Source organism: Pseudomaricurvus albidus, assembly GCF_018863235.1.
In the GTDB taxonomy this organism is placed as follows: domain Bacteria; phylum Pseudomonadota; class Gammaproteobacteria; order Pseudomonadales; family Cellvibrionaceae; genus Pseudomaricurvus; species Pseudomaricurvus albidus.
Genome location: NZ_JAHKRS010000004.1, coordinates 32518 through 58112, shown reverse-complemented (window position 1 = coordinate 58112; position 25595 = coordinate 32518). Strand labels below are relative to the sequence as shown.

Genomic DNA, 25595 nt, shown 5'->3' with positions numbered 1-25595 from the left:
TGTTCTCCAGTCATTATCAAAATTCAGTCATTCTGATGATGTAACAACCATCCGAACCAACTTCATATCAGAAATAGCCGCTCACCAGGTGCAATTTGTCACCAGTAACGTACCGTAGTCTTCTACCAGACGCAGCTCATCAGAGATTTCGCATTTAAGTTTGAGATTCTTGCCGCCCAGTTCAGAGTTTTCATCCCCGTCACGTTTTGTATTACTCCAGATTTCATAACTTTCACCATCCACACCAACTGAAATGGATTGAGATGCGACAAATTCAGTGAAAGGAATCAATTTTGACGCTGAAGCCTGATGCAATGCATCAAAATGGAAATGTCCATTTTCATCAGACACCGTAGATTCTGTGTTCTCTTTTTGCCATTCAGAGACTCTGGTGACTGTAGCGCCCTTCAATGGCTCTCCATTGAAGGTCAAATATCCAGAAACCTCAGAAAATACACAGGCGTTACCTGCACCGAAAATAGACATACCAAATCCATTAGCTGATAAAAAAACAAGGCTTAACAATACTGTGAATTTTTTTAACAATTTAACCACCTATCAATACTGTTGGACAACCCAGTACGATCTTGCCACCATGAGCCGTGCTATCCCCCAACCGGGCGGCAGGTTTACCCTGAATCAATACGGTCGAACTACCAGAACACACCGTATCTGGTGGCCCAATACAAACACAAGTGCTGCCCACAGTTGCTGAGGGCAAAAAACCAATAATCACCGTCGGTCCACCCGGTGACACAATCGGACCGCCGACATGAGGTACGGTTCCTGTCACCATCGGACATACATGCATATCTGTAATTCTGGACGCTGGTTTTCCCATAACTGTTTTCCCAAATCGTTACCACTGCAAGTTGTCACATCTGTTAAGTCGAGTTTGTCAAACCCTTACGCCTAAAAACTGACCTTTCTGAAATGGTGGCGCCCCTAACTGAAGCCCAGCCTGGACCACAGGCTGGTCAGACCAAGCCATTTCCACCTTCAGCAAGATTAACCCCCTGCTTGATAAAGCGCAGCATACCTTCAGCAGGATCATCCATGTTCACCAGCCCTCCAGCCAGAGTCACACTACCCGCGACTGCATGTGCATAAAGATACTCAGGAGGATTAACCTCCGGCTCTCCCGGCTCTGACATACTACCGGTCGACCAGCTTGCTGCCGTTGCAGCCCAACTGGCAGGGGTTTCATAGCGGGTTTTTTCAGCAAGCTCTTTACAGCGGAGACGGTTTTCTTCAGTCGGTTTTTTCGCCCAGGCCTCCGCCGCAATCAGTGCCGCCGCGTTTAATTCGTCCGTCTCCGGTGTCTGCGTTTGACGGGTCGCCAGACAAGCCCACCACACGGCTTCACGCTTGGGAAGGCAATGGGCGAGAAACTTAATCGCATCGTAATGACACTCGGCTTCAACCAATGCCATCAAACCTCCAGGAGGGTTTAATTCCGGGTGCAATACTTCAGCAGCCTTATCCTCTAATTCGAAGTGAGTCATTAATTCACCAGCATTTACAGCGGCCACTTTTACCCAATCATTCATCAACTTATATCCTTTGATCTGCCCTGCCAACCAGAAACTGGTCTAGCTTTTATAGCTAACCCCAATCAATTGATTTTGGTCAAAGCCCCCTTCAACGTTAAGACTCCCCCGGCTTTAACAGTGCTCATGGCACTGGCCTTACTATCGATCTTGGCTGCTTTGAGGGTAATTCCTGCCGGATCTATCTTGATGCTACTACCACCCACCTTGAGGGTAATAGACGTCTTTGAGGTTATTTTAATTGCTCCCTGAACATCTACAGTTTGTGTTCCTTTGCTAACGGTCTTGCTTTCATTACCCTTGGAAACAGTAATCGATCGATTATTGACCACTTCCAGAGATTGATCATTTTCAATCTTTCCTGATTGGTCGTTATGGATCAGGAAATTGTGGTCTCTACCTGCCTCCATATAAATTTCTTCTTCACCAGGCTTATCATCAAACTTAAGCTCATTGAATTTACTGTCGTCAAACTCTGTCTTCCAACCGCTCTGAGTTGACGTATATTTCGGCCCGGTATTTGTACCATTGTAAACTGCACCAGTGACCAGAGGCCTTTCAGGATCACCATTAATAAAAGTAACAACAACCTCTTGATCTTTTCTCGGAACGAAATTGGCTCCCCAATTTTTACCTGCATAGGATTGAACAACCCTGATCCAGCAAGAGTTCTGCCTGGAATTCCAGGGAAACACAACTTTTACTTGAGTAAAGGTATCCTGACCTCCACTGGTTGGATTAGCTCTAACCTCTTTCACAGTAGCCAGCTGAGGGTGATGAATCTGTTTGGCAAAACCTGACGGATCAGGTCTGGGAGTTACATCCGAAGGCACACAAATGAATTCGTTCTTAAAAGAGGTCTCACGATTATTTCCATCAGACGCAACCATCTTTACCTGCATCAGCAAGTAATTTCCTTTTTCACTGGAGATTGGATGCTCAAGCGTGAATTTTCCGCCCGCGGCAAAATCGACCACATCACTGGCACCACGCCCTACATCAAAACCCATTTCCTGAAACTCGAGCGCTCGATCAACAACCTCTTTATTTACGCCATCGTTAAATTTATGCTTATTTTCGCCATCTATTTCAAATTGATATCTTCCATAACGCTGCGTTTTATAACTGCTAACGTCATTCAGATTGTTTTTTGTGCTACCACTTTTCAGATTATCTTTTGACGTGGTGAATTCATTGTAATCTTTGAATTCAAAACCACCGGTATGATAGGAAAACTCTCTCTGCCAACGATGCACAGTGCATTTATCAGGTTGACTGCCGCCACCATCATATTCAATGTCTTGCTTGCAGCAGTCAAAGTAATCTTTAATTCCATCGGTAAGGATAAGCTCATGCTTACCTTTAGTGTGCTTGAAGTAATAACTTATGCCCTCTTCTGCCATCAATCGATGGACAAAATCATAATCACTTTCATCAAACTGAACACAATATTCACGATTATCAGTATGCTGCTTGTCGACTTTGATGCTATATGAAACAACCTTTTTATATTCACCTAAAACCTCCTCGATTATGCTTTTAACACTTTTCGAGTGAAACACTCTATTTTTGGCACCCAGAGTCAAAAACCAAAAACCGGGAACGACTGTCGCCCGATAACATCTCATACCACTGGCATCAACATCATAACAAGCAAATTGATTCACATACCCATGAATGATTCGGGGATTATCTTCGCCATTATTATAAATTGATAAGGTAAGAGCATGACCGACAACATCCTGTTGTTGTATTTCATGGTCATCAGAAAATAACTCGACATCGAATCTGAAGAGATCAGAGACAAATTCCTGGCCGGAAAGATAAGTAGCGATAAATTTTGATTCACCCAAGTGTGAATCTACGCGTATTAGTCGATGATCCTGGCTTAAGATAGGCATAACCTTGTTAATCTTCCCTAATCAATTTCATGGTTAAGATGCTTTTATCGTCAATCGTCGATTGAGCCCTAATGAGCACCAGCATTCAAATCTTATACTTCAAAATTTAGAGCAGTTCACTGATTTTATTAACAATACGATTAGATAACACAAGAATCGATATCTATAACAAAAAGACGAACTGCACAATCGCCAAAAAGCCGGACATCCGCTAAACAGCGGAGCCCGGCTTTCGGATAGCAGACCGTTATTACAGCGGAGTAGCAGTAGTAAGGTCGTAACCAACACGCATATTGGCAGTGTTTTTGTTGGTTTTATCAGCGTGGGTCAGATCTGCTTCGATCTTGGCAAAGCTGATAGAAATAGCTTCTTGTGGTGGACCACCGGCAGAAGCGTTTACGGAGTAGCTGGAGATAATAGAGTCTTCCAGTTTGTACACAGCGTACTTCTCAACAGAGTTAGCACCAGTTTGTACAACGTGAATTTCAACAGGAACACCTTCATCGCCAGTTACAGAAGCCTTGAACAGACCACCTGAAGAAGAATCCAGAGGCTTGGAGAAGCTGACTTCGCTCAGGCTTGGGCGAGTTGCTTCACGGTTAGACATAGCACCAGCTTCCATGGTAATGCCACGGCCTACACCAAAGTTAAAGGCGTCCACTTCAATCCAGTCTTCGTAGCCTTTAGCGGTTACGTTACCTTTGGTTGCCAGGTTATTAAAGTTCATGTAGATAGCCATTAATGAAATCCTCTTTCTATTTGGTTTGACTTTTAATTAAGCTTGAATCAATGAGCTTGACTCAATCGTCTATAAACCAATCAAATCCACGACTTCTTGCGAAAATGTATTCGCGGCTTTTGATTTGGCAATGCGTCCATCTGAGGAACGGAAAGAATTTAAACAAATATTTTTTTATTTAAAAACCCTGAATCCACACTTTTAAATCCACTCTGACACCATTTATACAACGAACAGCCTTCGATTATTTTTAAACCTTTGACAAATATTTCCGTCGACTCTGTCATTAAAGTGTTTTAAGACAATTTCAACACAATCAGAATGGATCTAATAAAAACGACTCTGACACTATTTATCAACGAAAACCTCATTATTATTGGCCATTCCTCTCCTGGATCCACAAATAAACAGAAGTAAAATCAAAGAAAGGGAGAAAACCAGAAAAGAATCAATCAGAAAAACTGTTATACAGAGTCATGCCGTTGACACAAAACAGAACCACCCAGAAATAAGCAAACTTTCAAACATGAAAAAAACTAACACTTAAGCATTAACTTCTTCTTTTTCCTTTTTAGTCACTTTTTTGGGACGACCTCGCTTCATTGGCCGAACGGGCCGATCTGCAATTTTTTCTATCCGATCCTTAAACGCATCACCACCAAGCACCTGGCCGAGCTTGATGGTTTCTGCAATGTAATTCAAAAGACGCTTATCAAACTCGTAACGAAAAAGGCGACTGTACTCATTAGCGCGTTCTTTCTTTGTTTCACCCAGAGCTTTATATAACTTGTGATCTTTAAGCAAATGATCCCGTTGAATGCCAGTATTATGACGAAAACTGGACCAGCGATAATCCCTGGGTTCTTCCACCAAATTCTGAAACATCGGCTTTAGCTCGACATAGCGACAACAACTCAGAAGATAGGCATCAGAGTCGATCAAACTGGACTTGTAACGCCCACCCCAAAGGGTTCCGGAGCGTTTGTAACGGTGATTGGCATACTGCACGTAGCGACGCCCCAGAGATTGCATCATTGATGAAATGGCTTGGGGAACTCTGGGTGTAGCGACAATTTGAATGGAACCAGGCAAGAGCACATAAGCATGAACATCGACCTGATACTGATCGGCAGCCAACTTTAAACTGTGTAGGTAGAACTCGTAATCTTCATCGTCGAAGAAGCAGTTCAGATTATTATGGCCTACCTGAACGATATGCTGAGGAATGTCGACAATATTAAAACGCGGAAGCCTGGCCATGAGCGTTGTGTAATCCTTACAATTTATTCCCTGAGGTCTTGCTCTTCAGTGCCGCAGCATTATGCAAAAACCTTATAAATTTTTCAATTGATGTTATCTGGCACTTTAGTATTAGTTCTTCCAATTTGATATTGAGATTTAAGTCACACTCATCGTTGCAGTGATTACAAAACGGATTAAATCGCGCAATTTAACCAAAAAGAGCTTCATACACTTTGATCTTCTACGTTAGAATCGCCTCTGTAAATTCAGGCTTAAAATTTTAGGATGTACTTTTAAGGACGTCTTTTTAAGTTTAATAGCGTATTTTAAGGACAGCCCCAGCAAATCGGACTTGTGAAATGCCTTCTACATTACCACCACGTATTGCCATCAATGGACGAACTGATATCGGTCAGGTCCGCAACGAAAACGAAGACAATATCCGATGGTACAGCCATCCAAAACTCCCCTTTGGGTATGTCGTCGTTGCTGATGGAATGGGTGGCTATACCGGTGGCGCCAGAGCCAGCTCAATCGCCGTGAATTGTATTGGACAACATCTCGAATCCTTAATAAGCCCCACATTCCAATCCTGCACTCCACAACAACAGGAGCTGATGATTCAGTCTTCACTGATTGAAGCTATCAATACGGCCAATCAGGAGATCCTGGCAGAAAAGCAAATCAATCCACAGCTGGGTCATATGGGTACCACTGTCGCTATGGCGGTTATCTGGGAAAGTCAGGTGACCATTGCACACCTCGGTGACTCCCGTGTTTACCTCTGGGACAAACAGGGTTTCGTACAGCTGACCAAGGATCACAGCCTGGTTCAGGAAATGATTGACAGTGGCAGCCTGAATGAAGATCAGGCAAGAACCAGCGATATTCGCAACCAGATTACCAAAGCCCTCGGTGTAACCGCTTCGGTCGATCCAACCATTAACAATTTCCAGCTGACACAAAGCTGCCTGATGATGCTCTGCAGCGATGGTCTGACCGAGTATCTCGATAACGGCCAGCTTGACTATGTGTTGTCGACTCATCGCCCCGCACTGGAGTGTTGCTATCGGCTAATTGATGATGCCAACCTTCTGGGCGGCAAGGACAACATCAGTGTTGGCATCATCGAATACACCGCCAATCCGGCAACGGGTGAAACCGTTGATAACCCGGCAGCACAGTTTATCCCTCCTGCTGCTCCCGACGGAGAAGACGTCACCATCAGAAAACATGCTCAGTAACCTGCGCATCAACATATCTTCTGAGCATATTAATCTTATTCACCCTCTGTACTACATTCATTCTAAGTACAATCGCATAGACGCAAGGCAACTATGACAATGGAAAGTCAGACAATGGACAGTCAGACATCAAACGGCATCAATCCTCTGGTCATTGAAGACAAAAAGGGAAACCGTTATCTCATAAGTTCACAAGTACCTGCTGATTTACCTGCGGGCATGTCACCTGAACACTTTCGCACACCAGGAGAATACTCCTCCTTTGTTTCCCTGTTGTCCGATAAAGGCAAGAGCAAGCTCAACACGTCACTGGGCAAAAACCACTACAAGACGGCAGAAGCCCTGATCATGCAGGGCGATTATCAGGTATTTAAATTCAGCCCCGGCCAATCTTTACCCAAAAGCCTTGGCCATGATCAAGACAAGGATCAAAAAGACGCTGAGGCTCCCATAGGCGTCGTCAGTGCCAAGGGTAACAGCGGCAAAGGAAAAGACAGCTCCGCCCAAAATGCCAAACTGCCTGTCGAAGAAGTCGTGATAAACAGATCATCCGGTCCGCAGAGCAGCACACCGAAAAAGTCTTCTGCCAACAACAGCTCACAAAAGAGCAAGCCGGCCGACAACAAACCTGGGGACAAACCCGCAACCAAAGACACCCCCTGTGAAGGTGATCCCGTCAGTATGGTATCCGGTGAAGAACTGCTGCCACTGACCGACTTTACCCTGCCCGGCCCGATTCCTTTCCGCTGGGAACGCACCTACCGCACCAGTAACCCTGAAGATTTCGGACTGGGTCACGGTTGGACCCATCCGCTGTGCGAACGTCTGACCATCGACAATGGCTTCGTCTATTTCCATACGCTGGAAGGACGTTCTGTACGATTTGTACAGCCCGTCATCGGCCACAGCCGCCGCAATCGCAGCGAGAAGATGACGCTGCACCGCCAAAGCGAACACAACTATCAGGTTTTCCAGAAAGACGAACCCCGCCGCACCTTCCGCGCTGACGGTATCAGCCAACACCTGCCGCTGGCGGAGTTACGGGACGACTTCAATAACAGCATCAATGTCGATTACCTGAAAGGCAAGCCCAACAAGCTGATCACATCCTGGGGCAGAACACTGGAATTCCACCACGACGATCAAGGGCACATCACCGAGATTCACAGCGCTCATGGCTGTGAGGACGTCCCTACCCTGCTGGCGCGATACGCGTACGACGAACACAACGACCTGATTGAAGCAGAGGATCAAAGCGGTTCATCCGAGCACTATCAATACGACAATCACATCATTCTGCAGCGCACCACCCACGCCGGAGTGAACTTCCTGTTTGAATGGGATCAGCACACTCCTGACGCCCGCTGTCAGCGCCAGTGGGCCGACAACGGCGCCTACGATTATCGTTTCAAATGGCAACCCAAACGTAAAATCAGCTACGCCACCGACGGCAATGGTAAAACCCGGGAATACCATTTCGACGAGAACGGCAAGGTCGTTAAAGAAGTGGATCCGGAAGGCGGCATCACCAAGCGTCTGTACGACAGCTATGGCCACCTGTGCAGCGAAACCAACCCTAACGGTCAAACCACCTATTATCGCTACGACACTCTGGGCAATATCACCCGCATTACCGATCCACTGAACCAGAGCACCCGCATTCGCTACAACTCGCAGGGCCTGCCTGCGCTGATCACCGACGCCCTCGGCAACCACTGGCAGCGCCGCTATAACGCTCAGGGATTGTTGACCGAAACCCGCGACCCTATGGGGAATACCTGGCGCTACGACTACAACGAGCGCGGCCAGCTGGAAACCCTGACCGATCCCGAAGGTGGCAAGCGCAAGCTGGAATGGAACAGCCAGTTTGAGCTGCTGAGCCAAACCGATCCGGATGGACGCAAGACCGAATACAGCTACGACCACTGGAGCCGCGTCAACAGCGTCACCGACCCCGCTGGCCAGACGACCCGCTACAAGTACGACAACGCCGGTCGCATCACACAGGTGACCGACAGTAAAGGTGATGTCACCAGCCTGCGGTACAACGAAGCCGGTCAGGTCACCCACCACACCGATGCCAGCGGACGCACTACCGAATACCGTTACAGTGGTTTTTCCCAGGTTGAAGAGCGCCTTGATCCAAACGGCCAGACCTTCCGCTATCAATACGATCAGGAACGCAACCTGATTGGTCTGATCAATGAAAAAGGCGAGCAATACCAGCTCAAATACGACGGCAACGAACGCCTGATTGAAGAAATCGGCTTCGACGGCCGCCAGCAACAATACCGCTATGACGCCGCTGGACACCTGATCGAACATCGCGACATGGATGTGATCACCCAGTTCCAGCGCGACCCTCTGGGACGCCTGCTGCGCAAGAGCAACAACTCCGGCGATGTGGCGGACTTCCATTACGACGCTCTGGGACGCCTGACCGCGGCCAACAATCAGGATGCGTTTGTCCGCTTCCAATACGATGCCTCAGGCCGCCTCGTGGCGGAACACTGTGACAACGACGTCTCGGACAGCAGCCACAGCCTGAACCACCAGTACGACAAACGCGGCTGGCGCATCGGCACCAGCTCCGACGACCAGCATGTCCGCTATCAGCATACGCCAGGCGGGCAACTCTACGGCGTCGATCATAACGGCAAGCCGGTCATCCGCTGTGAATACGATCAAACCGGTCGCCTGAGCCAGCGCACTCAGGGCTCGCTCACCAGCCACTACGACTACGACCCCATGGGTCGACTGGTTCAGCAACGGGTGAACGGACAAGCCAAAGACGATCCGGTCATCCAGCGGGACTACAAATACAACGCAGCCGGCAATCTGGCACAAATCGAAGACCTCCTGCGCGGCCTGACCCACTACCACTACGATGGCAACGATCAGTTGACGCAGGTCGATGGCGCCATCAAAGAGGCCTTCGACTTCGACCCCGCCGGCAACCTGCTGAAAAGCAACGACGGCGAAGCCCAGTACGATAAAGGTAACCAGCTGCGCCTGCACGGCGACCGCCATTTCAGCTACGACAAACGCGGCAACCTGATTCAGGAGAATCGCGGCAAGCAGCAGTCCTTACAGGCAAACTACCAATACAACGGCTGGAACCAGCTCACCAGCGTCGAAAAAGACGGCTTTAAAACCTACTACCAATACGACGCCCTCGGCCGCCGTATCGGTAAAACCGTCACCCACATGAAATCCAAGCAGCAGAAGAAAACCACCTTCTGCTGGAACGGCGACGTGCTCTGGTCAGAAACCAACCACACGCCCAAAGGCACCCAGAGTCAGCATTACCTGTTCGAGCCCAACTCCTTCAGACCGCTGGCCCTGATCAAAGACGACCAGATCCACCACTACCATCTTGACCACCTCGGCACCCCGCAGGAAATCACCGATGAAAGCGGCGCCATCGTCTGGCAAGCCCAGTACAAAGCCTACGGCCAACTGGCGGGATTCGCCGACAAACCCGGCATCTCCAACCCCCTGCGCTTTCAGGGACAATACTTTGATAGCGAAACCGGCCTGCATTACAATCGCCACAGATACTACGATCCGAGCGTTGGGCGGTTTATTCATCAGGATCCGGTTGGGTTGTTGGGGGGTACCAATAACTATCGGTATGCGCCGAATCCGGTTGGGTGGGTTGATCCTTTTGGGTTGACGTGTAAAGAGAATTCTTGGAACACATTCCAAAAGAATACGAAAGGACATTTTGCAAATAGCTCGGATGCTGCAGCAAGCTATCAGGAAATGAGGCGAGTTAAGGCGATGTCGAAGGAAGATCGCCCTGATCCATCAAAATACCTGCCTCAGTCATACATTAACGCTCATCTACAAAAGTTTGAGAGTGGGGCTTCGTATATTGTACCTACAGATATTTTAGATACCTATGGTAGAGACACTTTGGGCTGGCCTGACAACAGTCAGTTTGTAATGCCAAAAGATGAAATGAATCAGCTAATCAGCACGGCTGATGGTGATACTGCCTTTCTTGAAAAAGAGTTAGGCATACCTAAAGGTGCTTGGCAAGGTCGAGAATTAACTCAAATCATCGTTGATGACCCCGTTGCCCTTAACTTGAGAATGGCTACCGGAAAAGAAATGGGGGCAAATGATGATTGGTTGCCTGGCGGTCACTTACCAACTGGTAAATCAGAAGCTGTCATCAATAACATTCCATCCTCTAAATTCACAGAGAAGAAAATCACATGAAAGAAATAATATCCCAGAAAAAATGGGTTTATACGCTCTACAATACTGACGATGGGATGCTCTTATCCGTGGTTTGTGGCGGTGTTGCAATGTTTAATGTTGACGTCTTTCTGTCAGATGAAGATGTCAAAAACCTAAGCAAAGACGAAGCTTTATTGGATAAACTTTCTGAAAAAATCAGGAACAATCCCGAACAATATATGCACAATAGCTAATAATCTATTTCAGCCAAGGATGGTGATGGAGTCAAACTCTCAATTGAAGTAACTGTGATATAACTATGTCTAATGTTGATGCTTATGTGACTAAAGCTGACGGAAAACAGGTCAGAGTCCAATTTATTAACCAAACCTTTGATTCACGATTAAAATCTCTTGGGTTTTCATTTGACTCTAGTCTGTCTATGTATATCAAAAATACCTCTGACCAATCAGATAAAGCCAATACCTTTGCCCTACTAAGAGATTCTGGAGTCGGATTTTCTGATGGAAAAGAGTGGTGTCCTTCAGAGCTATTTGAATACTTTAGGGAACAAAAATTAATAACAGGAAAATTCAAACGAATATCCTGGAGCAACCCCAAGTCTTTCACCATAAAAGAAATATAAAAACCAATGAAGCCCATAGAACGAGACTCCTCAATTATAAATATCAATGAAGGAATTTCGCTCATTGAAAAAAGGCTAAAAGATATTACAGACTTTGAAACTTATCAAAGCTCGCTCAAGCAACTCCATTATTTACTATCAGTACTAGATGGATCCGAGCCGGACAAAAGTAAATTAGACAAAATAATAGTAGGTCATTTTGCTGTACATGAATTTGAAGAAAGTGATCCCGAGCTATCCAAAGCTCTCAAAAAGTGCCAAAACATTGCTTTCAAATTAGAAATGGAATGAAGTACTTCAAGTATTAAGCCTGTTCTCAAGTCGAGAACTCCTCTATATAAAAGGTTAAAGAATTGATGAATCAGATTCTAGAAGGCTGTAATCCAGTCAAACAGATGTAAGCCCGGATAAGCCTTCTACCTAAACCCCATCCGGCAACCTAGCCCGCATCATCTCCCTGCGATCCAACTTACGACCATCCACAATAAAGCTTCCATCACCCACCGCATGCAGCATTCGTGTTTCTTTCCGAGTGCTGTTGATTGAAGCTGCAACAGCATCCAGCACCACGATATTGTGCCTTTTGATGATTTCCACCACGGTGCATTCAATATTGGCCAGACACTCCCCGATCAGCGGGGCTTCCACATATTTCCCCTGTACCGGGGTAAGTTTGAACTTATCGAATTTGTCGGTCTCGCCGCCTGAGCAGACGCCAATACCCACGACGGTATCGATCATGTCTACGGTTGGGATGGCGATAACGCACTCGCGAGTCTTTTTGAGAGCTTTGTAGGAGAAATTCCAAGGGCCGGTGGTAATGGCGAAACGCGGGGTAAAATCCATCACCATCGTCCAGGATATGGTCATGATGTTTCTGCGATCACCGTTACGGGTGGTGATCAGAGTGACGGGACCCGGCTCTAACAGGGTAAAGGCTTTATGGAGCGGCATCGATTTCATGGCAATCTCGGTTACTCCTTAACTGTTGAAGCAGCAAGATAGAATCAAACATTAAGACGAACCAATCACCTCAAACAGACCACGCTCTCTATTGCCAGCCTAAGATTGAGAACGGAATACTCTCATCCGAGTCAGGTGAAAGACACTTATCAGCAGTGACCCAAAACCCGGATTTATTGCAGTGATCCATAATGTAAAAAACACCCACAACTCATTTTTGTCCACCACAAAATCTGTCAACATTCTTTACAACTTAACAATCTTTATCGGCTCAAGCAGTTAGAAGATGTTGATATATATACAGAATCTGTAAATGGCACACAAATTGTATAAACCTCTCGAGAATATAGTAAACGCCATTACAGAGACAAAATCATGAAATCATTCTTTGCATTTATCCTGACTCTGACCTTTTCATTGCACGCATCCGCAACGCTAATCACCGTTAACAGTACCGAATACAATGTCGAGTGGAGTATTGGCACCTTTAACGACGTTAATACCACTTACGATTTGATAAACCAAGTCTGGTGGTCCGATTCGAATCTTGCGTTTGACTTTGCCTCTGCACTAGGTTTTGTCAGTGATGGCGATATCAACGCAAACATAGGTCCGAGTTTTGCGTACGATTTAATAAACGACGCCGTTTACATTGCAGCCGCTCAAGATTCTGTTCAAGCCCCTCTTGCTAGTCTGCTTCTGAACATTTCTCAAAACCCCGATTATGAAATTGCCTGGGCGTATGTTGTCAATGAGGATAGAGAAAGCATTCCCGAGCCCACCAGCTTACTTTTGTTACTCATTGGTGCTTGTGGATTACTCCTATCCCGTAACAAGTCGCACACTTAGTTGGTTATATATTCATCCTCCCAACAAGGCATCAATTCTTCCGCCAATCAAACTCCATCTGTCTGGCTGTTTTCTCAGCCAGCTCAAGGCTGAACAGTTTTGAAACCAGATGCAGGCTCATATCGATACCGGCGGAAATACCGCCCGAGGTGACAATCCTGCCCTCATCGACCCAGCGCCGGCCTTCCACCACCGTGAGATCCGGATAGGACTGCCTAAGATCGTCTATATCTTCCCAATGGGTTGTGACCTGACAACCGGCCAACACTCCCGCCTCCGCCAGAATAAAGGCTCCAGTGCACACCGACGCTACCATCCGGGCTTTTTCTGCCGTATCCGCCACCCACTGCAGAACGTTGGCTTTTTTCAGCTCTTCGGTATGAACACCGCCCACAACAATCAACAAGTCAATATCCGGGTGGTTGGTGATGTCGTAATGTGGATTGAAGCTATACCCGCCCCGTGCACACACAGGCCCCGCTTGTTCGGCTACCAGGAAAACTTTAAACGCCTGTTCGGTATCGCGTAAGCGGTTCGCGGTTGTGAAAACCTCGAACGGGCCAGAGAAATCCAGCACCTCGGCGTTTTCATAAATGTATATTCCTACGTTCATCTCAACTCCTCATAATTCACGCCACATATTATGAGGAAACCACTCCTGACGGAAGGCTCATCCCTCACAGCTCTTTACTGGCTATATATTTCACCCTATGGCAATTGCCATACGGCTCTATCTCAAGCACATGTTGTTTTCCGACCTGAAAAGCATGAAGTGATCAACCTGCCTTTCCGTCAGTGAATTTCCGAATTGTGTTATTGAGTTCTTTTGCTAATCTTTTCTTGTGTGGCTGGTTGCAGGGACGGAACCATACCTGAACAAGGAGGTTTATCTGACCTACCCTCCTTCATGCTGTTCTGTACCGGCTTTTCAGAAGATCATGCTTTATTGACCAACCAATCGATTAATGGGTGAATTTTTCACCAAGTTGATTTTCATGGCGCTGAAGCATCCTGAATAGAGTCCTGTTTATTAATACTCAGCAGCACGTCCAAGTGCTTTGGATTCAAACCATATAAAGAGAAATGTAATGGAACGGAGTTTTCTAACCATCTTTTTATTGATGGCCCTGTTCTTTGGTTCGGCATTATCAAACGCTGAAATCGTGACCGAATCATGGATGCGTCAAGCCGGAATCTCCTGCGGTGGCGGGATGTCCGTTTCGGCGCAAGGTGAACTGGATGCGGCGGTATTGAGACGCCTGAAAGTGGCCAGCATTGATGGCAGCGGTAGCTTCCAAATGTCCAAAGCCGAATCACTGCTTAACCAGTTTAAAGAGGAAGAGAAAAAAGAATCCTACACCAACTACATCAACTGCCTGATCACGTTGATGAATATGGCTTCCAATACCAGCGGCCTGCCGCCGAAAGAAGTGATTCTAAACAGCCCAATAGCGGTTGCCTCGCTGGAAACCATCCAACGCGGGCAGCGCTTTGTGATGTCGCCCGGCGACACCATTGCCGTCAAGGATCACTCGCTTATTTTCACACTGAACAGAATCAACAAAACCATTGTCTACTTTACCTGGTCGAACTCTGAATCCGGCAAAGGTGGTACAACCGCAATCAATCAGGCGCAATTGATCAATTTGGGCGAGGCGTGCTCGCTGGTGCCCTATAAGGTAGAGGCTGATAAAGACACTGCCTCCTTTCTCTCGAATTGTTAATGCAAATCGACTTCGACATCTCCTGACAGTATGGATGTTTATGAGCCGCCCCCATCAACAGGGCTTACTGTCGATGGGCGCGCTTATAGTGCTTTTTTCAGTCGTGACGAAGACTATAGACAAACCTTCGGTTGTGTCCTGCTAGGTAAATCCCTGATCAAAAACTCTGAAACGGGATCGCAACAATATGGAAAATATGACGACCGAACTCGTTTCGATCAGGGATCATGACCGCGCGGAGGTAGAGGTAATCATGACCCTCTACGCGTGTAAACTCAGTGATCTTCTCAACCAAAACCCCATTCTCACATCGTGCTTTAATTGCATCAAAAGCTTCCTGAGGCATTAAATTGGCTACTGTTTCGGCAGTACCGATATCGAGTTCGACATGAGCGTGTTTATTGATTCGAATTAATTTTCCATCTTCATCAACGATAATAAACGGAACCGGGAATTTATTGGTCGACTCGATGAACTTTCTCGGTGGCAATCGAGAATGAAAGCCTTCGAACGCATTTACCAGCATAATCAAATGACCGGTTTTCGGGTCAGTTCTGGGAACCTGAATACAAAATACCTTCTTGGCCTCCCCGCCCGGGAAAAGGTCCCATTCTGAACTGATCTCCTCTTCGCCAGCCTTCAATCGCCGCTGGTAACTTTTCAAACGGGTTTTGGCCAGGTAGTTCATCGCTGTATAGTCCCGCTGCACAAGGTCATCAATTGAACTTGCTACCCAGAATTTAAGTGCGGCCGAGTTGGCCCAGACTATCCCATTGACCTCAAAGTCCCAAATCCAGGAAGGATGAGGGCGTTGTTCCAAAGAGTCCAGTTCATCCTGCTTCAGTAAAATCGAAGAATTGGCACAAGGGTTATAATTGCGATTTCGTCGATAGCTGGTTATCCACTCTTCAATGTGATTATCCCTAACCCCTCGATTGAAAAGATACCCCTGCCCATAGCACGCACCCGCTTCCAGCAGTACCGACCGAGCCATACAGGTTTCAATCCCTTCAACAATGCAACGAAGCCCCAGATCACTGCTTAACTGTAAAATCGCATTGATCCCCGCCATACTGGTTTTATCATTGATCAACTGTGACGTGAGCGAGTAATCAATCTTGATCTCTGAAAAGAGGTTCAGGCGTATGGTTTCCAGAGTGGAGAAGCCGGTCCAAAAGTCATCCACCGCCAACTGGATACCGAACTCCTTGATTTTGCGCAAGTTGGTGACACTGACGTCATCAAAGATCCCGGCAGTCTCGGTCACTTCCAAAACAATAGTGTCATAGTCCATCTGGTATTGACTGGCAGCGCTGATGATATCAGCGGCGAACTGTTCACTACACAGATCATGGGCAGAGATATTGATGGAGAAATGCAAACCCGGCTCAAGATGAGAGAGCCGGTCAAGAATGGACAACATCCGTTTAAAGATGTGAATGGTGAACAAATAACACTGTCCGCTTTCTTCCAGCACCGGAATAAAGTGGTATGGCAACAAATCACCGTACTGCTCATGTTCCCAGCGCGCGAGCAGTTCAAACCCGATCAACTCAAAGCTTTCAAGATCAACCTGCGCTTGTGCCACCAGATAGAATTGATCCTTGTCGATCGCGTCAAGAATCTCATCAATAGTAAAATCAGGAATCTCTTTCACCAACGATGCTGCTTGTATCAGTTGATCTGTTGACGCTTGTTCATGAAAGCTGGAATCACCCATGCATAACCTCGCAGTCATTGCCTTATGTATAAAACCCAACCTCCACTTTAGTGTAGCTGCAAATGGTTATAACGGCTGAGAGCGGCGCCGGGTTGGGGTCTTGCACAGATAAGCTTAAATTAATTATAAAGTCAGAAACACTCTACTTATCAATATCCAGGTATCAGCGGCTGAAGCAAATGCACAAAGACCGCCGAAGCTATCCAGAAGATTGCCGAAAAACTGGCTAGAAGCCACTGTAATTAAACAAACCTGCAAGCCATGCTCACCTACAAAGTCATGAGCCCCCTTAGGACGATATTATCCCTGATTAAGAGTGTCCGTTAAACTGTAGCAGCTTCACTCCACCCCCTTTTATCAAATTGATCTGTATCAGGGTAATCCCACTTAGCGCCGGGACAGCATTGCCATTCATGAATTTCCTCATATACTGAAACTCCAACTTTACCTGCCCGGACCACCCGCTGCTGAACGAGGGATCCATGTTCAAACTGTTTACGGATCTGGCCGACTGGCTGACATACAGCGTGCTCAATCTGGACCCGGCGAGCAAGCTGGGCGATGCCGTGCATTTCTTTATTGAAGACGTCAGTAAGATTTATGTGCTGCTGATCTTCATGATCTACGTGATTGCCCTGCTCCGCGCCTCGTTGAAGGTGGAAAAGGTGCGCGACTATCTGGCGGGCAAGCATCGCGGCCTGGGTTATCTGCTGGGCTCCGGCTTTGGGGCCATCACCCCCTTCTGCTCCTGCTCCAGCATTCCGGTGTTTCTGGGGTTCTCCTCCGCGGGCATTCCCGTGGGCATCACCATGGCCTTTCTGATGACCTCCCCGCTGATTAACGAAGTGGCCGTACTGCTGCTGTTGAGCCTGCTGGGGTGGCAGTTCACCATCCTCTATATGATCGTGGGTATGGGTGTGGGCATTCTCTGCGGCTTTTTCCTGGACCAGATCCGGGCCGAACGCTGGCTTGAATCCTTCGCCGCCGAAGCCCTGCAACAAGCCAGGCAGGCCCCTTCCGAGTTGAACACCACCGCAACCGAGGCCGAACCAGAGCGACTGACGTTTTCCGAACGCCACCACTTTGCCAAAACCGAAACCCTCGATATCTTTGGCCGGGTGTGGAAATGGGTGATTATCGGCGTCGGCCTTGGTGCCGGACTGCACGGCTTCGTACCCGACGGCTGGATCGAAACCCATTTGGGCGATGGTCAGTGGTGGTCCGTCCCTGCGGCGGTGTTGCTGGGCATCCCCCTCTACTCCAACGCCACCGGCGTGATCCCGGTGATGGAAAGCCTGATCATCAACGGGCTGCCGGTCGGCACCACACTGGCGTTTTGCATGAGCACCGTGGCCGCCAGCTTCCCCGAATTCATCTTGTTAAAACAGGTCATGCAGTGGCGTTTGCTCGCCATTCTGTTTGCCCTGTTACTGGCCGCCTTTACCGTGGTGGGCTGGATTTTTAACGGGTTTACCCCCTTCATCCAATAGCGAACTGGGAGTCTGCATGAAAGAGATCAAAGTACTGGGCAGCGGCTGCAGCAAATGCACAAAGACCGCCGAAGCTATCCAGAAGATTGCCGAAGAACTGGGCGTCGAAGCCACCGTGATTAAAGAAACCAACCCGCAGGCCATGCTCACCTACAAAGTCATGAGTACCCCTGCGGTGGTGATTGACGAGAAACTGGTTCATGGGGGGAGCATTCCCCATCGCAACCAGATTGAGAAATGGCTGACAGCAGGTTGACGCCAGCCTGCCACTTACGGCATCAATAGAGGTCTGTGTCAAAACATTGATCTGACCGCTTTTATACCCCAGGAGAAAGCGGGGTTATTGCCGCCTCTTTTAATGATGGGTTAACAACTTTCGAGGTTGGCCAGAGAGCGAAAACTGGGTTTGGCAAAATAATAGCCCTGGAACAGATCAATACCGAAGCTTTGCAAACAGAGCAATTCCTCTTCGCATTCGATACCTTCCGCAATCAGCGTGATACCCAGATCCCGGCACATGTGAGCCATGTTTCTGACGATGGCCTGCCGGGTATCACACTCATGGATGTCACGGATCAATGCCATATCCAGCTTAAGGATATCGACGGTCATATCCGCCAGAAGATTGAGACCGGAATAACCTGCGCCAAAGTCGTCCAAAGCAACTTTAAACCCCAGATCCCGATACTGACTGACGATATTCCGCAGATGCTCATGATCCGGGACTTTTTCGCCTTCAGTGATTTCGAAAATAATACGCTCAGCCGGGAACTGATAGTGCTCAGCAGCCGCCAGCGTGGTACGGATACACAATTCTGGCCGATACACCGCATTGGGCATAAAGTTGATCGAGAGGTAACTCTGAATATCCAATTCAGCTGCGCGCTGAATGGCCTTGACCCGGCAACTTTGATCAAAACGGTAGAGATTGTGGGCATTGACCTGATCAAAGACAAACCCGGCGGGTTCATTATTGATACCGCGCACTAAGGCCTCTTGAGCGAATACGCTGTGGTCGGAGTACTGCAAAATGGGCTGAAAGGCCATATCAATTTTAAAGCCAAGTGAGTCACCCCAAGCACACTCCGCACAGCCCAGTTTCTTGCCTGCGCACTCATCCAGCAACTCATAGTCCATCGCCTACCCCCTCAAGCGCCCTTACATTGAGCATTTCACCATCGTGTGGACTCAAATCGGCTCGATTGAGAACTTCTTTAATAACTTACAGTTATACTGCTTTGTTTGATCAATTAATTCCGTCATTGCGATCAAAACGCAGTGAAGAGCAGCAATCCATGATTGGCAGAACTTAACTACATCGTGCCAACCATGGATTGCCGCGTCGCTATGCTCCTCGCAATGACGCCAGGAAAATCTGATTAAGAGTGTCCGTTAAATCGGGGGAAGAGCACAGTCCCTCTTTAGCGCCTTATTAGGTGTGTAGGACTATTTCCAACCATGAGACCATTTGTCTTGATCTTTGAGTTCTACCCAGTCAATTATATATTCCTTGTTTGAAAGCACTGCTTCCAGCTTGCACAATACAACCGAACCTTCTTCATCAAACTCAATTTCTGAAACCAAAAAGTGTTTTTCTCGATTTAATGGCTTAACTGCCGTCCATTTACTATTGCGTAACTTTGCTGGATTAATTCGATTCATAAACACCCCATAAAGACATGACGTTAATTACAATTTTCCCGTAGGCGCAATTGCTCTGAACTGTATGCATAGTTACTTGTGACATCCGATGAAAGACCAAATCGGGACAGGGAGGCACCTCACGATGCCCCTCCTCCCACACCACCGGGTATACGGATTAAGTACCACGGCGGTTCATTTCCTGAGAAAAAAGAAAAGAGAAAAGAGAAAAGGGTTTATTGGTTTGCGTAAGATCCCATGTGTGACACCACATCCCGCTTATATGGCTCTCGGCAAAGGTTCAGCCTCACTGCCGCAAGCGCTTATCTCGAGCTGTTCAAGGGGCACATCGCCGAAGACGACATGACAAGAATTCACGAATCCTGGGTAACCGGCACCCCACTGGGGAATGATTATTTTAAAGACCTAATCGAAGCCCAACTGCAATGCAAAGTCGGGCAAGCTCGACGGGGAAGACCTTTAAAAGAGCTCTGACCCCTTAAAATAGTTAATTTATAGTAGTGACCAAACCTGTACTGATTCATCAACTTTTTCCTTGTTAATAAAAGGGATAGCCACGTATTATTACCCAAAAACTTTTAGTCTTTTTCGTATTGCATATCGATCTGAATACCGAGCAACTTAGATTGCGGAGAATCGTCTTTTAACTCTAGTGTTACCGTGCCAAGTATCTCCTCAAATTCTTCTTCTGCAAGAACATCTTTTAGTGATGTTAATTGATCTTCGTTAATGGTCGCTATATATTGTTTCCCATATTCATTAGTCAATTTGTGGGCAAGCTGTAACAATATAGCTCTTTGTCTAGGGTCTATATCACTAAACATTCTACTATCATGGAAAATGCTTTGAAAATGATGAACTCTGGAATTAATTAAGTTATTCAAGTCATAGCAAAAGATTTTAACTTCATTAATTCCATCTGAAGCGTCATTTTGAATTTTCGCACTTATTTTGAAACGTTCTTGGTTATTTCCCTCGTTATTTTTAATTGAAATTCCAGCAGGCACTTCAGGATAAAACACATTTGCAAGATCACTAAATCCAAGATAGACCGGATGCTCTTGTTCTTTATAAGCTTCTAAATACTCGATTGTAGTTACTTCTTGGCTTGATAGTTCCTTTTGCGCCTCTGCCATTTCCTTTTTAGAATGTGCTGAAATATTCTTGTAATCTTGCAGCTTGGAAAGCCTGTTCTTTAGTTCAGTTAATTGGGCATTGATTGCAGCGAAAAAGTCTAAAGCTCGACTTTTTGCCAGCAACTTCATTTTCTCATCAAAAGCTTTCTGCAGTTCATTCTTGATTTTTTCTTCTTCCAAATGTGTAGCAGATAACGTCCTAAGCTCTTTAGCTAATCGTTCACTTCGTTTAACATGAATATTTTTATGGAATGTAGTGACATTTTCGAGAGATTGTAGCGTACCTTCTTTAAACAGCTCAGTAACTTCACCATAAAGATTATAAACTTTCTCTAAGTCCATATCCTGATATAAGCTCATACTGTGCTTAATATTGTTGATGCTAGTTTTTAAGTAATAAAGCCTGTTTTTCATTTGTGACAGTTTTTCAGCCATACCATCCGCTTCCGATTGGATTGCCGCGTAGTTTTCTGCCACATTATAGTTTTTAATGTCAGATTCTAGTTTCTTTACATCTTGTGTTAAGCGAGAAATCTCAAATTCAACATCCAAATCGCCAGTGTAGTATTCTCTTATTACCGGGTCATTTTTGAACGACTTTTCGAATTTTTCTAATTCTTGGTAACGCTTCCTTGTGTTTCGTTTTTGATAGACATAGTCAAGGTCTAATTCAAGTAAGAAGGCATTATTTACCAAGGATGAAAATGGCTGCTCTTTCGCAGTTGCGAGGCTTGATACATAACTTCCCCGGCCTGTACGATAAAAACGCGAAAGAACAGTCCTAAAAGTAAGATATGGAGAGTTTTCAGGTATATCTACAAGCATTCGTTCCATTTCAGCATTGAAAGCAGTTTGCCCGAATTCCTTATCATTTAGATAAATCTTGTTCTGACTTTTTGCAGCACGGTTTGCGGTAAACCTTTTATCACCAACCTTGAAGCTAAGAGTAAACTCCCATTCCGACAAATGCTGTTCAAATGCTGGGATTTTGTTGGAACCAAGACAAAAATTCACGAGCTGGAGCAACAATGACTTCCCAACACCATTATATGTATTATTTTTATCAGTTGATGTGCTTTTCCCAATAATTAGGGTTAAACCCTTGGGGTTAAAATGAACTGTGTTAAAAGATGGCTTATTCGCTTCTAGAGAAATCAACTGCATTTGACTACTTTTCCTTGCTCATTCAACTCAACCGCTCCACATGCATATAAAAAATCTAACGCTAAAATAATGTGTTCAAAATCATGACTAATGAGCAAATTTAGATTCTTCAACTTGTCATAGATTTGTTCAGGGGTCTGTGGACGAGACAATAAATTTAGAATATTTGCGCCTAACCCCAAAAGCGACTCAGACAATCGTATGTGCTTTTGTGGACTAAGCATTTTCAATCACCTTCGGGTCATAACCTTCAGGGGGCTCCTCAAAGATGTCACATGCCTCAAAAAAGAAAGCCAGAACAGCGATTACATTTCTTTCGTAATCACGCCTCTGTATATTAGACAGGTTATCAGGCAACACTTCATCAACCATGTTCTTAAAAACTATATCGGACTCAGAAAAGCCTGTAGCTATTGCAACTTCTGCATTGTCAGTATTTAAGTGGTGTTGATACATGTCGTTCAACGAGTCTCTAGAGTGTTGGCGGGAAAACTTACTATTTGTTCGAAAATAGTCATCAACATAGCCTACTTGATATGCCCCAACATTAAGGTGCATCGCAGTACTTTTACCCAATTTATTAAAGAGTATCTTGTTATAAAAATCGGGCGGTTCATTGGCTTGAGATTCAGAAAAACCGCTGTAGTTCTTAGATACATAACCTACAATTTCTGCGACGATTGAATTATCGATAAACCCAATATCTTCTGGCTTTGGATAATAACCACATATTGAGGCAATATTCTCCTCTGGCAACTCCATGAAAACATCTTCTAACTCAGAAGAAAGAAATACATCACAAATCTCCAGGCCATACTTATTCTTAACGCTATTTAGCGTTGTATAAATTTCTGGGTAGGCACCATGATATTTATCATTGAACACAAAGTAGAAGTGTTTAATTTTATACTTATGCTCATTCCCCCAATACGCTATTAGTCCGCCTAAATCTTCTTCGATTTTTGAAGTGGCGGAAGTGGGATTGCCAGTCGGAGATTGAGGAGAGTAAACTTGAAAATATTTTCCCTCTAATGGAATAAAGCCATCATTTTTTCTATCACCAATGCGTCCTTGTGGTTTTACTTTTTTAAAGTCTTTATTTGACGCACGCATCACATCGCAAAACAAATCTTCGAATGCATTTCCATTTGACTCATGTATACGCAACTTAAAGGCTTTACGTACATCTAATTTTTGTTGAACATTCATTGACGAATTCCTTTCACAGCACCCTCAATAGTTTTTTATATCCTTGACTAGATTAGGACTCACAACTTAAAAAATTAACTATAATTATTTGCTGACTGAAGGCACTACACTTCCATTAAAAATTACCGCTTTACTCACCGGAAAATCAGGAGCGCAGTAAGTAATTTTTCCGAGTTCAGAAACCTGTTATGCATTTGATAGATCGACTTTATCGAGGTGCAATAATCTATTTTTATAATCGGGGCCACCTAATTCGATATTCCAACGATGCTCCATAAATCTGAGAAGTTCCAAGCCTCGCTCTAAGATTTTATTTGGAGTCCAGTCTTGATTTTGCGCAACCTCATTCTCGGAAACTGAGCCGTTGTAATAACCAACACCCGCGCCATTATTGACCTTTTTAGGAAAACTATCATTTTGTAATGCCGAGTTTTTGGAGCGGGATAAAGGTAACAAATTACCCAATGAGTGGGTTAAATAGCGCTGTTCCTGTTCATTCAGGTAGGCAAAGCGATCAGTCCAATAAACATCGCCAGGTGTTTGCGGAAAGATATGCTCTAAAGTTACATGGTCTTTTTTGCTGGTTTTCAGTACATTCCATGAAAGCTTACTGGTCGCTTGCTTACCTTTCTCTTTAAGCCAGTGCTCGTTTTCATACAAGAAGTAACGAATACCGTCCCAGTGATAAAACCCATCCCTATCCAATTCATACTTCTCTTCGATGTGAGCCAGAAATTTTTCAGGGTCATAATAGCGATCAACCCAAGCATTTATGGATTCCACTACCTCTTTAATTGATTTAACTCCAGTCAAGAGATCTCTTGACATGCTAAAGAATTCAGTATCACCCGTATTCGCACGACGTTGGCTAAGGTTAAACAGTGTGAAGTTATAGCGTTCGGCTGCTGCCAGTAACTGACTAATCATTTCAGGATTTTGCTTGGAGACAAATGCAGACAAGATCAAGGGCTTGAAAGACCGGAAGCTTAACCGCTCTAAACGGTCTAGCCAAAGCTTCTGTGAATCGGTCAGATGATTAGCCTGCGCATAATAGGGGTCATGCATATAAAACCAATATACTATAGACTGCTGAAGACTTTTCACATACTCGGAGATTTCTTCAATCTTCAGCTCATCTTCTGATTCTTTAGGGCGAGTAATATTTCGGGCATTAAATTTCTCATCCAGCAGGAATTTTATGTAGTCATCACCCTTCCGGCGAGTGTATTTGAAATACATAGTCCAATGGTTGCGAAGAAAGAGGTTATCACTCAGGGGAACTTCAGGATTCTTGCCCAAGTACTCATACATGGTTTTCCATGCATCGTTAATATTAACTCTTAATTGTTCTCGCCCATTATTGTCCTTAAATAGGGTAGAAAGGTAGATCAATCTGTTCTTGAGCAGCTCCAAACTTGTAAGCGGCTTACCTCGATTATTCATTGTTTCGAAGGTAACAAAAACGTCAATTTCTTCGTCAATTTCGTACAAATTGAATTTCAACTTCTGCGTTAGCTTCTTATAGATTACAGCGATCTCATCAACCGACATTCCTGTTAAACGCTCCAAAAAATAGCGTTTGGCAAAGCTAAGATTACGCGTATAGAGCGTTTCGACGAACTGATTTGAACCGGAATGTTCACCAAATATCTTGGTTTTCATGTATTCGTCACTGGGGTTATCTTTCTCGTAGCCAAAGATAAAACTTTGCTGCAGTTTATTGTCCGCCTCAAAAAATATAAACTGCTTGCGAATAGAAGTGATTGACTGATAATTTAACTCTGCGCCTTCCTCGACAGATTCAAGGATTGCCTGCAAAAGGATCATTGAAGTGGTTAATCGCTGCTGACCATCAACCACATAAAACGGGCGAAAACCAACACCGTCTATTAACCATAAATCCTTCTCCCAGCGCTGATACAAACTGGATGTTACAGGTTCAAGTGTGATTACTCCGGTATAGTGAATTCGATCAGATTCGAGCTGAAGAATATCCTCCCAAAAGTCCTCAACTTGGTGCTCCTTCCACGCATAACCCCGCTGATAATCGGGAATACGCAATAAACGTCGCTCGAAAATATCACTTAAGCTATTCAGTTTCATACTCAAAATTCCATTTAGGATGCATAACGCCCTGCTCTGGGCAAACCGCAGCGCAGCGTAGGCTT

Annotated in this window: 24 protein-coding genes; 9 read left to right on the top strand and 15 right to left on the bottom strand. The window is 45.5% G+C overall.

Annotation, left to right across the window (positions count from 1 at the left end; genetic code table 11):
* Positions 1 to 81: 81 nt before the first annotated feature.
* From KOI40_RS08470 to KOI40_RS08445, 6 genes are all read right to left on the bottom strand, one after another.
* Positions 82 to 555 carry a DUF6795 domain-containing protein gene (locus KOI40_RS08470; protein ID WP_216097075.1) on the bottom strand — a complete coding sequence of 158 codons (474 nt, stop codon included), beginning with the start codon at positions 553 to 555 and terminating at the stop codon, positions 82 to 84.
* Positions 548 to 841, bottom strand: coding sequence for a PAAR domain-containing protein (locus tag KOI40_RS08465; protein WP_216097074.1), 294 nt, complete (start codon positions 839 to 841; stop codon positions 548 to 550). The genes KOI40_RS08470 and KOI40_RS08465 overlap by 8 nt, the downstream gene beginning before the upstream one ends.
* A gap of 136 nt (positions 842 to 977) precedes the next feature.
* Entirely contained in the window at positions 978 to 1550 is a 573-nt protein-coding gene (locus KOI40_RS08460) for a DUF6931 family protein (protein ID WP_216097073.1), read from the bottom strand.
* A gap of 65 nt (positions 1551 to 1615) precedes the next feature.
* The gene (locus KOI40_RS08455) at positions 1616 to 3451 is read right to left on the bottom strand and encodes a type VI secretion system Vgr family protein (RefSeq protein WP_255568291.1); all 1836 of its coding nucleotides are present in this window, start codon (positions 3449 to 3451) and stop codon (positions 1616 to 1618) included.
* A 250-nt stretch (positions 3452 to 3701) separates the two neighbouring features.
* A complete protein-coding gene (locus tag KOI40_RS08450) occupies positions 3702 to 4190 on the bottom strand; it encodes an Hcp family type VI secretion system effector (RefSeq protein WP_216097071.1) in 489 nt (162 codons plus the stop codon).
* Between the two features lie 543 nt (positions 4191 to 4733).
* A complete protein-coding gene (locus KOI40_RS08445; protein WP_216097070.1) occupies positions 4734 to 5450 on the bottom strand; it encodes a transposase in 717 nt (238 codons plus the stop codon).
* Positions 5451 to 5791: 341 nt separating this feature from the next.
* Between KOI40_RS08445 and KOI40_RS08440 the strand changes: the two genes are divergently transcribed.
* The 5 genes from KOI40_RS08440 (at position 5792) to KOI40_RS08420 (ending at position 11801) form a co-directional block, all read left to right on the top strand.
* A complete protein-coding gene (locus KOI40_RS08440; protein ID WP_216097069.1) occupies positions 5792 to 6676 on the top strand; it encodes a Stp1/IreP family PP2C-type Ser/Thr phosphatase in 885 nt (294 codons plus the stop codon).
* A 99-nt stretch (positions 6677 to 6775) separates the two neighbouring features.
* The gene (locus KOI40_RS08435) at positions 6776 to 10903 is read left to right on the top strand and encodes an RHS repeat-associated core domain-containing protein (protein ID WP_216097068.1); all 4128 of its coding nucleotides are present in this window, start codon (positions 6776 to 6778) and stop codon (positions 10901 to 10903) included.
* The gene (locus tag KOI40_RS08430; RefSeq protein WP_216097067.1) at positions 10900 to 11118 is read left to right on the top strand and encodes a hypothetical protein; all 219 of its coding nucleotides are present in this window, start codon (positions 10900 to 10902) and stop codon (positions 11116 to 11118) included. The genes KOI40_RS08435 and KOI40_RS08430 overlap by 4 nt, the downstream gene beginning before the upstream one ends.
* Positions 11119 to 11183: 65 nt before the next feature.
* Positions 11184 to 11510 (top strand): hypothetical protein, encoded by a 327-nt coding sequence (locus tag KOI40_RS08425; protein ID WP_216097066.1) that lies wholly within the window; start codon positions 11184 to 11186, stop codon positions 11508 to 11510.
* A 6-nt stretch (positions 11511 to 11516) separates the two neighbouring features.
* Positions 11517 to 11801 (top strand): immunity protein Tsi6 family protein, encoded by a 285-nt coding sequence (locus tag KOI40_RS08420; RefSeq protein ID WP_216097065.1) that lies wholly within the window; start codon positions 11517 to 11519, stop codon positions 11799 to 11801.
* A 129-nt stretch (positions 11802 to 11930) separates the two neighbouring features.
* Here the strand turns inward: KOI40_RS08420 and KOI40_RS08415 are convergent, their stop codons facing one another.
* Positions 11931 to 12473: a flavin reductase family protein gene (locus KOI40_RS08415; protein WP_216097064.1), complete on the bottom strand. Its 543-nt coding sequence runs from the start codon at positions 12471 to 12473 to the stop codon at positions 11931 to 11933.
* 375 nt (positions 12474 to 12848) lie between these two features.
* Here KOI40_RS08415 and KOI40_RS08410 point away from each other — a divergent pair, with 375 nt between their 5' ends.
* Positions 12849 to 13322, top strand: a complete 474-nt coding sequence (locus tag KOI40_RS08410; RefSeq protein WP_216097063.1) for a PEP-CTERM sorting domain-containing protein — start codon at positions 12849 to 12851, stop codon at positions 13320 to 13322.
* 31 nt (positions 13323 to 13353) lie between these two features.
* Here KOI40_RS08410 and KOI40_RS08405 read toward each other — a convergent pair whose 3' ends face one another.
* On the bottom strand, positions 13354 to 13935 hold the full coding sequence (locus tag KOI40_RS08405) for a DJ-1/PfpI family protein (protein ID WP_216097062.1): 582 nt from the start codon (positions 13933 to 13935) through the stop codon (positions 13354 to 13356).
* A 475-nt stretch (positions 13936 to 14410) separates the two neighbouring features.
* On the opposite strand from KOI40_RS08405, the gene KOI40_RS08400 reads away from it, so the two are divergent.
* On the top strand, positions 14411 to 15046 hold the full coding sequence (locus tag KOI40_RS08400) for a hypothetical protein (protein ID WP_216097061.1): 636 nt from the start codon (positions 14411 to 14413) through the stop codon (positions 15044 to 15046).
* A gap of 157 nt (positions 15047 to 15203) precedes the next feature.
* Here the strand turns inward: KOI40_RS08400 and KOI40_RS08395 are convergent, their stop codons facing one another.
* Positions 15204 to 16766 carry an EAL domain-containing protein gene (locus tag KOI40_RS08395; protein WP_216097060.1) on the bottom strand — a complete coding sequence of 521 codons (1563 nt, stop codon included), beginning with the start codon at positions 16764 to 16766 and terminating at the stop codon, positions 15204 to 15206.
* A 482-nt stretch (positions 16767 to 17248) separates the two neighbouring features.
* On the opposite strand from KOI40_RS08395, the gene KOI40_RS08390 reads away from it, so the two are divergent.
* Together KOI40_RS08390 and KOI40_RS08385 are read left to right on the top strand one after the other, a co-directional pair.
* On the top strand, positions 17249 to 18256 hold the full coding sequence (locus tag KOI40_RS08390) for a permease (protein WP_216097059.1): 1008 nt from the start codon (positions 17249 to 17251) through the stop codon (positions 18254 to 18256).
* A gap of 16 nt (positions 18257 to 18272) precedes the next feature.
* On the top strand, positions 18273 to 18512 hold the full coding sequence (locus KOI40_RS08385) for a thioredoxin family protein (RefSeq protein ID WP_216097058.1): 240 nt from the start codon (positions 18273 to 18275) through the stop codon (positions 18510 to 18512).
* A gap of 110 nt (positions 18513 to 18622) precedes the next feature.
* Here KOI40_RS08385 and KOI40_RS08380 read toward each other — a convergent pair whose 3' ends face one another.
* The 6 genes from KOI40_RS08380 to KOI40_RS08360 form a co-directional block, all read right to left on the bottom strand.
* A complete protein-coding gene (locus KOI40_RS08380) occupies positions 18623 to 19393 on the bottom strand; it encodes an EAL domain-containing protein (RefSeq protein WP_216097057.1) in 771 nt (256 codons plus the stop codon).
* A 309-nt stretch (positions 19394 to 19702) separates the two neighbouring features.
* Positions 19703 to 19918 (bottom strand): TIGR02450 family Trp-rich protein, encoded by a 216-nt coding sequence (locus tag KOI40_RS08375; RefSeq protein WP_216097056.1) that lies wholly within the window; start codon positions 19916 to 19918, stop codon positions 19703 to 19705.
* A gap of 578 nt (positions 19919 to 20496) precedes the next feature.
* Positions 20497 to 22218 (bottom strand): DUF2326 domain-containing protein, encoded by a 1722-nt coding sequence (locus tag KOI40_RS08370; RefSeq protein ID WP_216097055.1) that lies wholly within the window; start codon positions 22216 to 22218, stop codon positions 20497 to 20499.
* Positions 22209 to 22442, bottom strand: coding sequence for an ABC-three component system middle component 6 (locus KOI40_RS18850; RefSeq protein WP_369413163.1), 234 nt, complete (start codon positions 22440 to 22442; stop codon positions 22209 to 22211). The genes KOI40_RS08370 and KOI40_RS18850 overlap by 10 nt, the downstream gene beginning before the upstream one ends.
* Complete coding sequence (locus KOI40_RS08365; protein WP_216097054.1) at positions 22435 to 23427, bottom strand: ABC-three component system protein; 993 nt, start codon at positions 23425 to 23427, stop codon at positions 22435 to 22437. The genes KOI40_RS18850 and KOI40_RS08365 overlap by 8 nt, the downstream gene beginning before the upstream one ends.
* A gap of 186 nt (positions 23428 to 23613) precedes the next feature.
* Positions 23614 to 25530, bottom strand: a complete 1917-nt coding sequence (locus tag KOI40_RS08360) for a DUF262 domain-containing protein (RefSeq protein ID WP_216097053.1) — start codon at positions 25528 to 25530, stop codon at positions 23614 to 23616.
* Positions 25531 to 25595 lie beyond the last annotated feature (65 nt).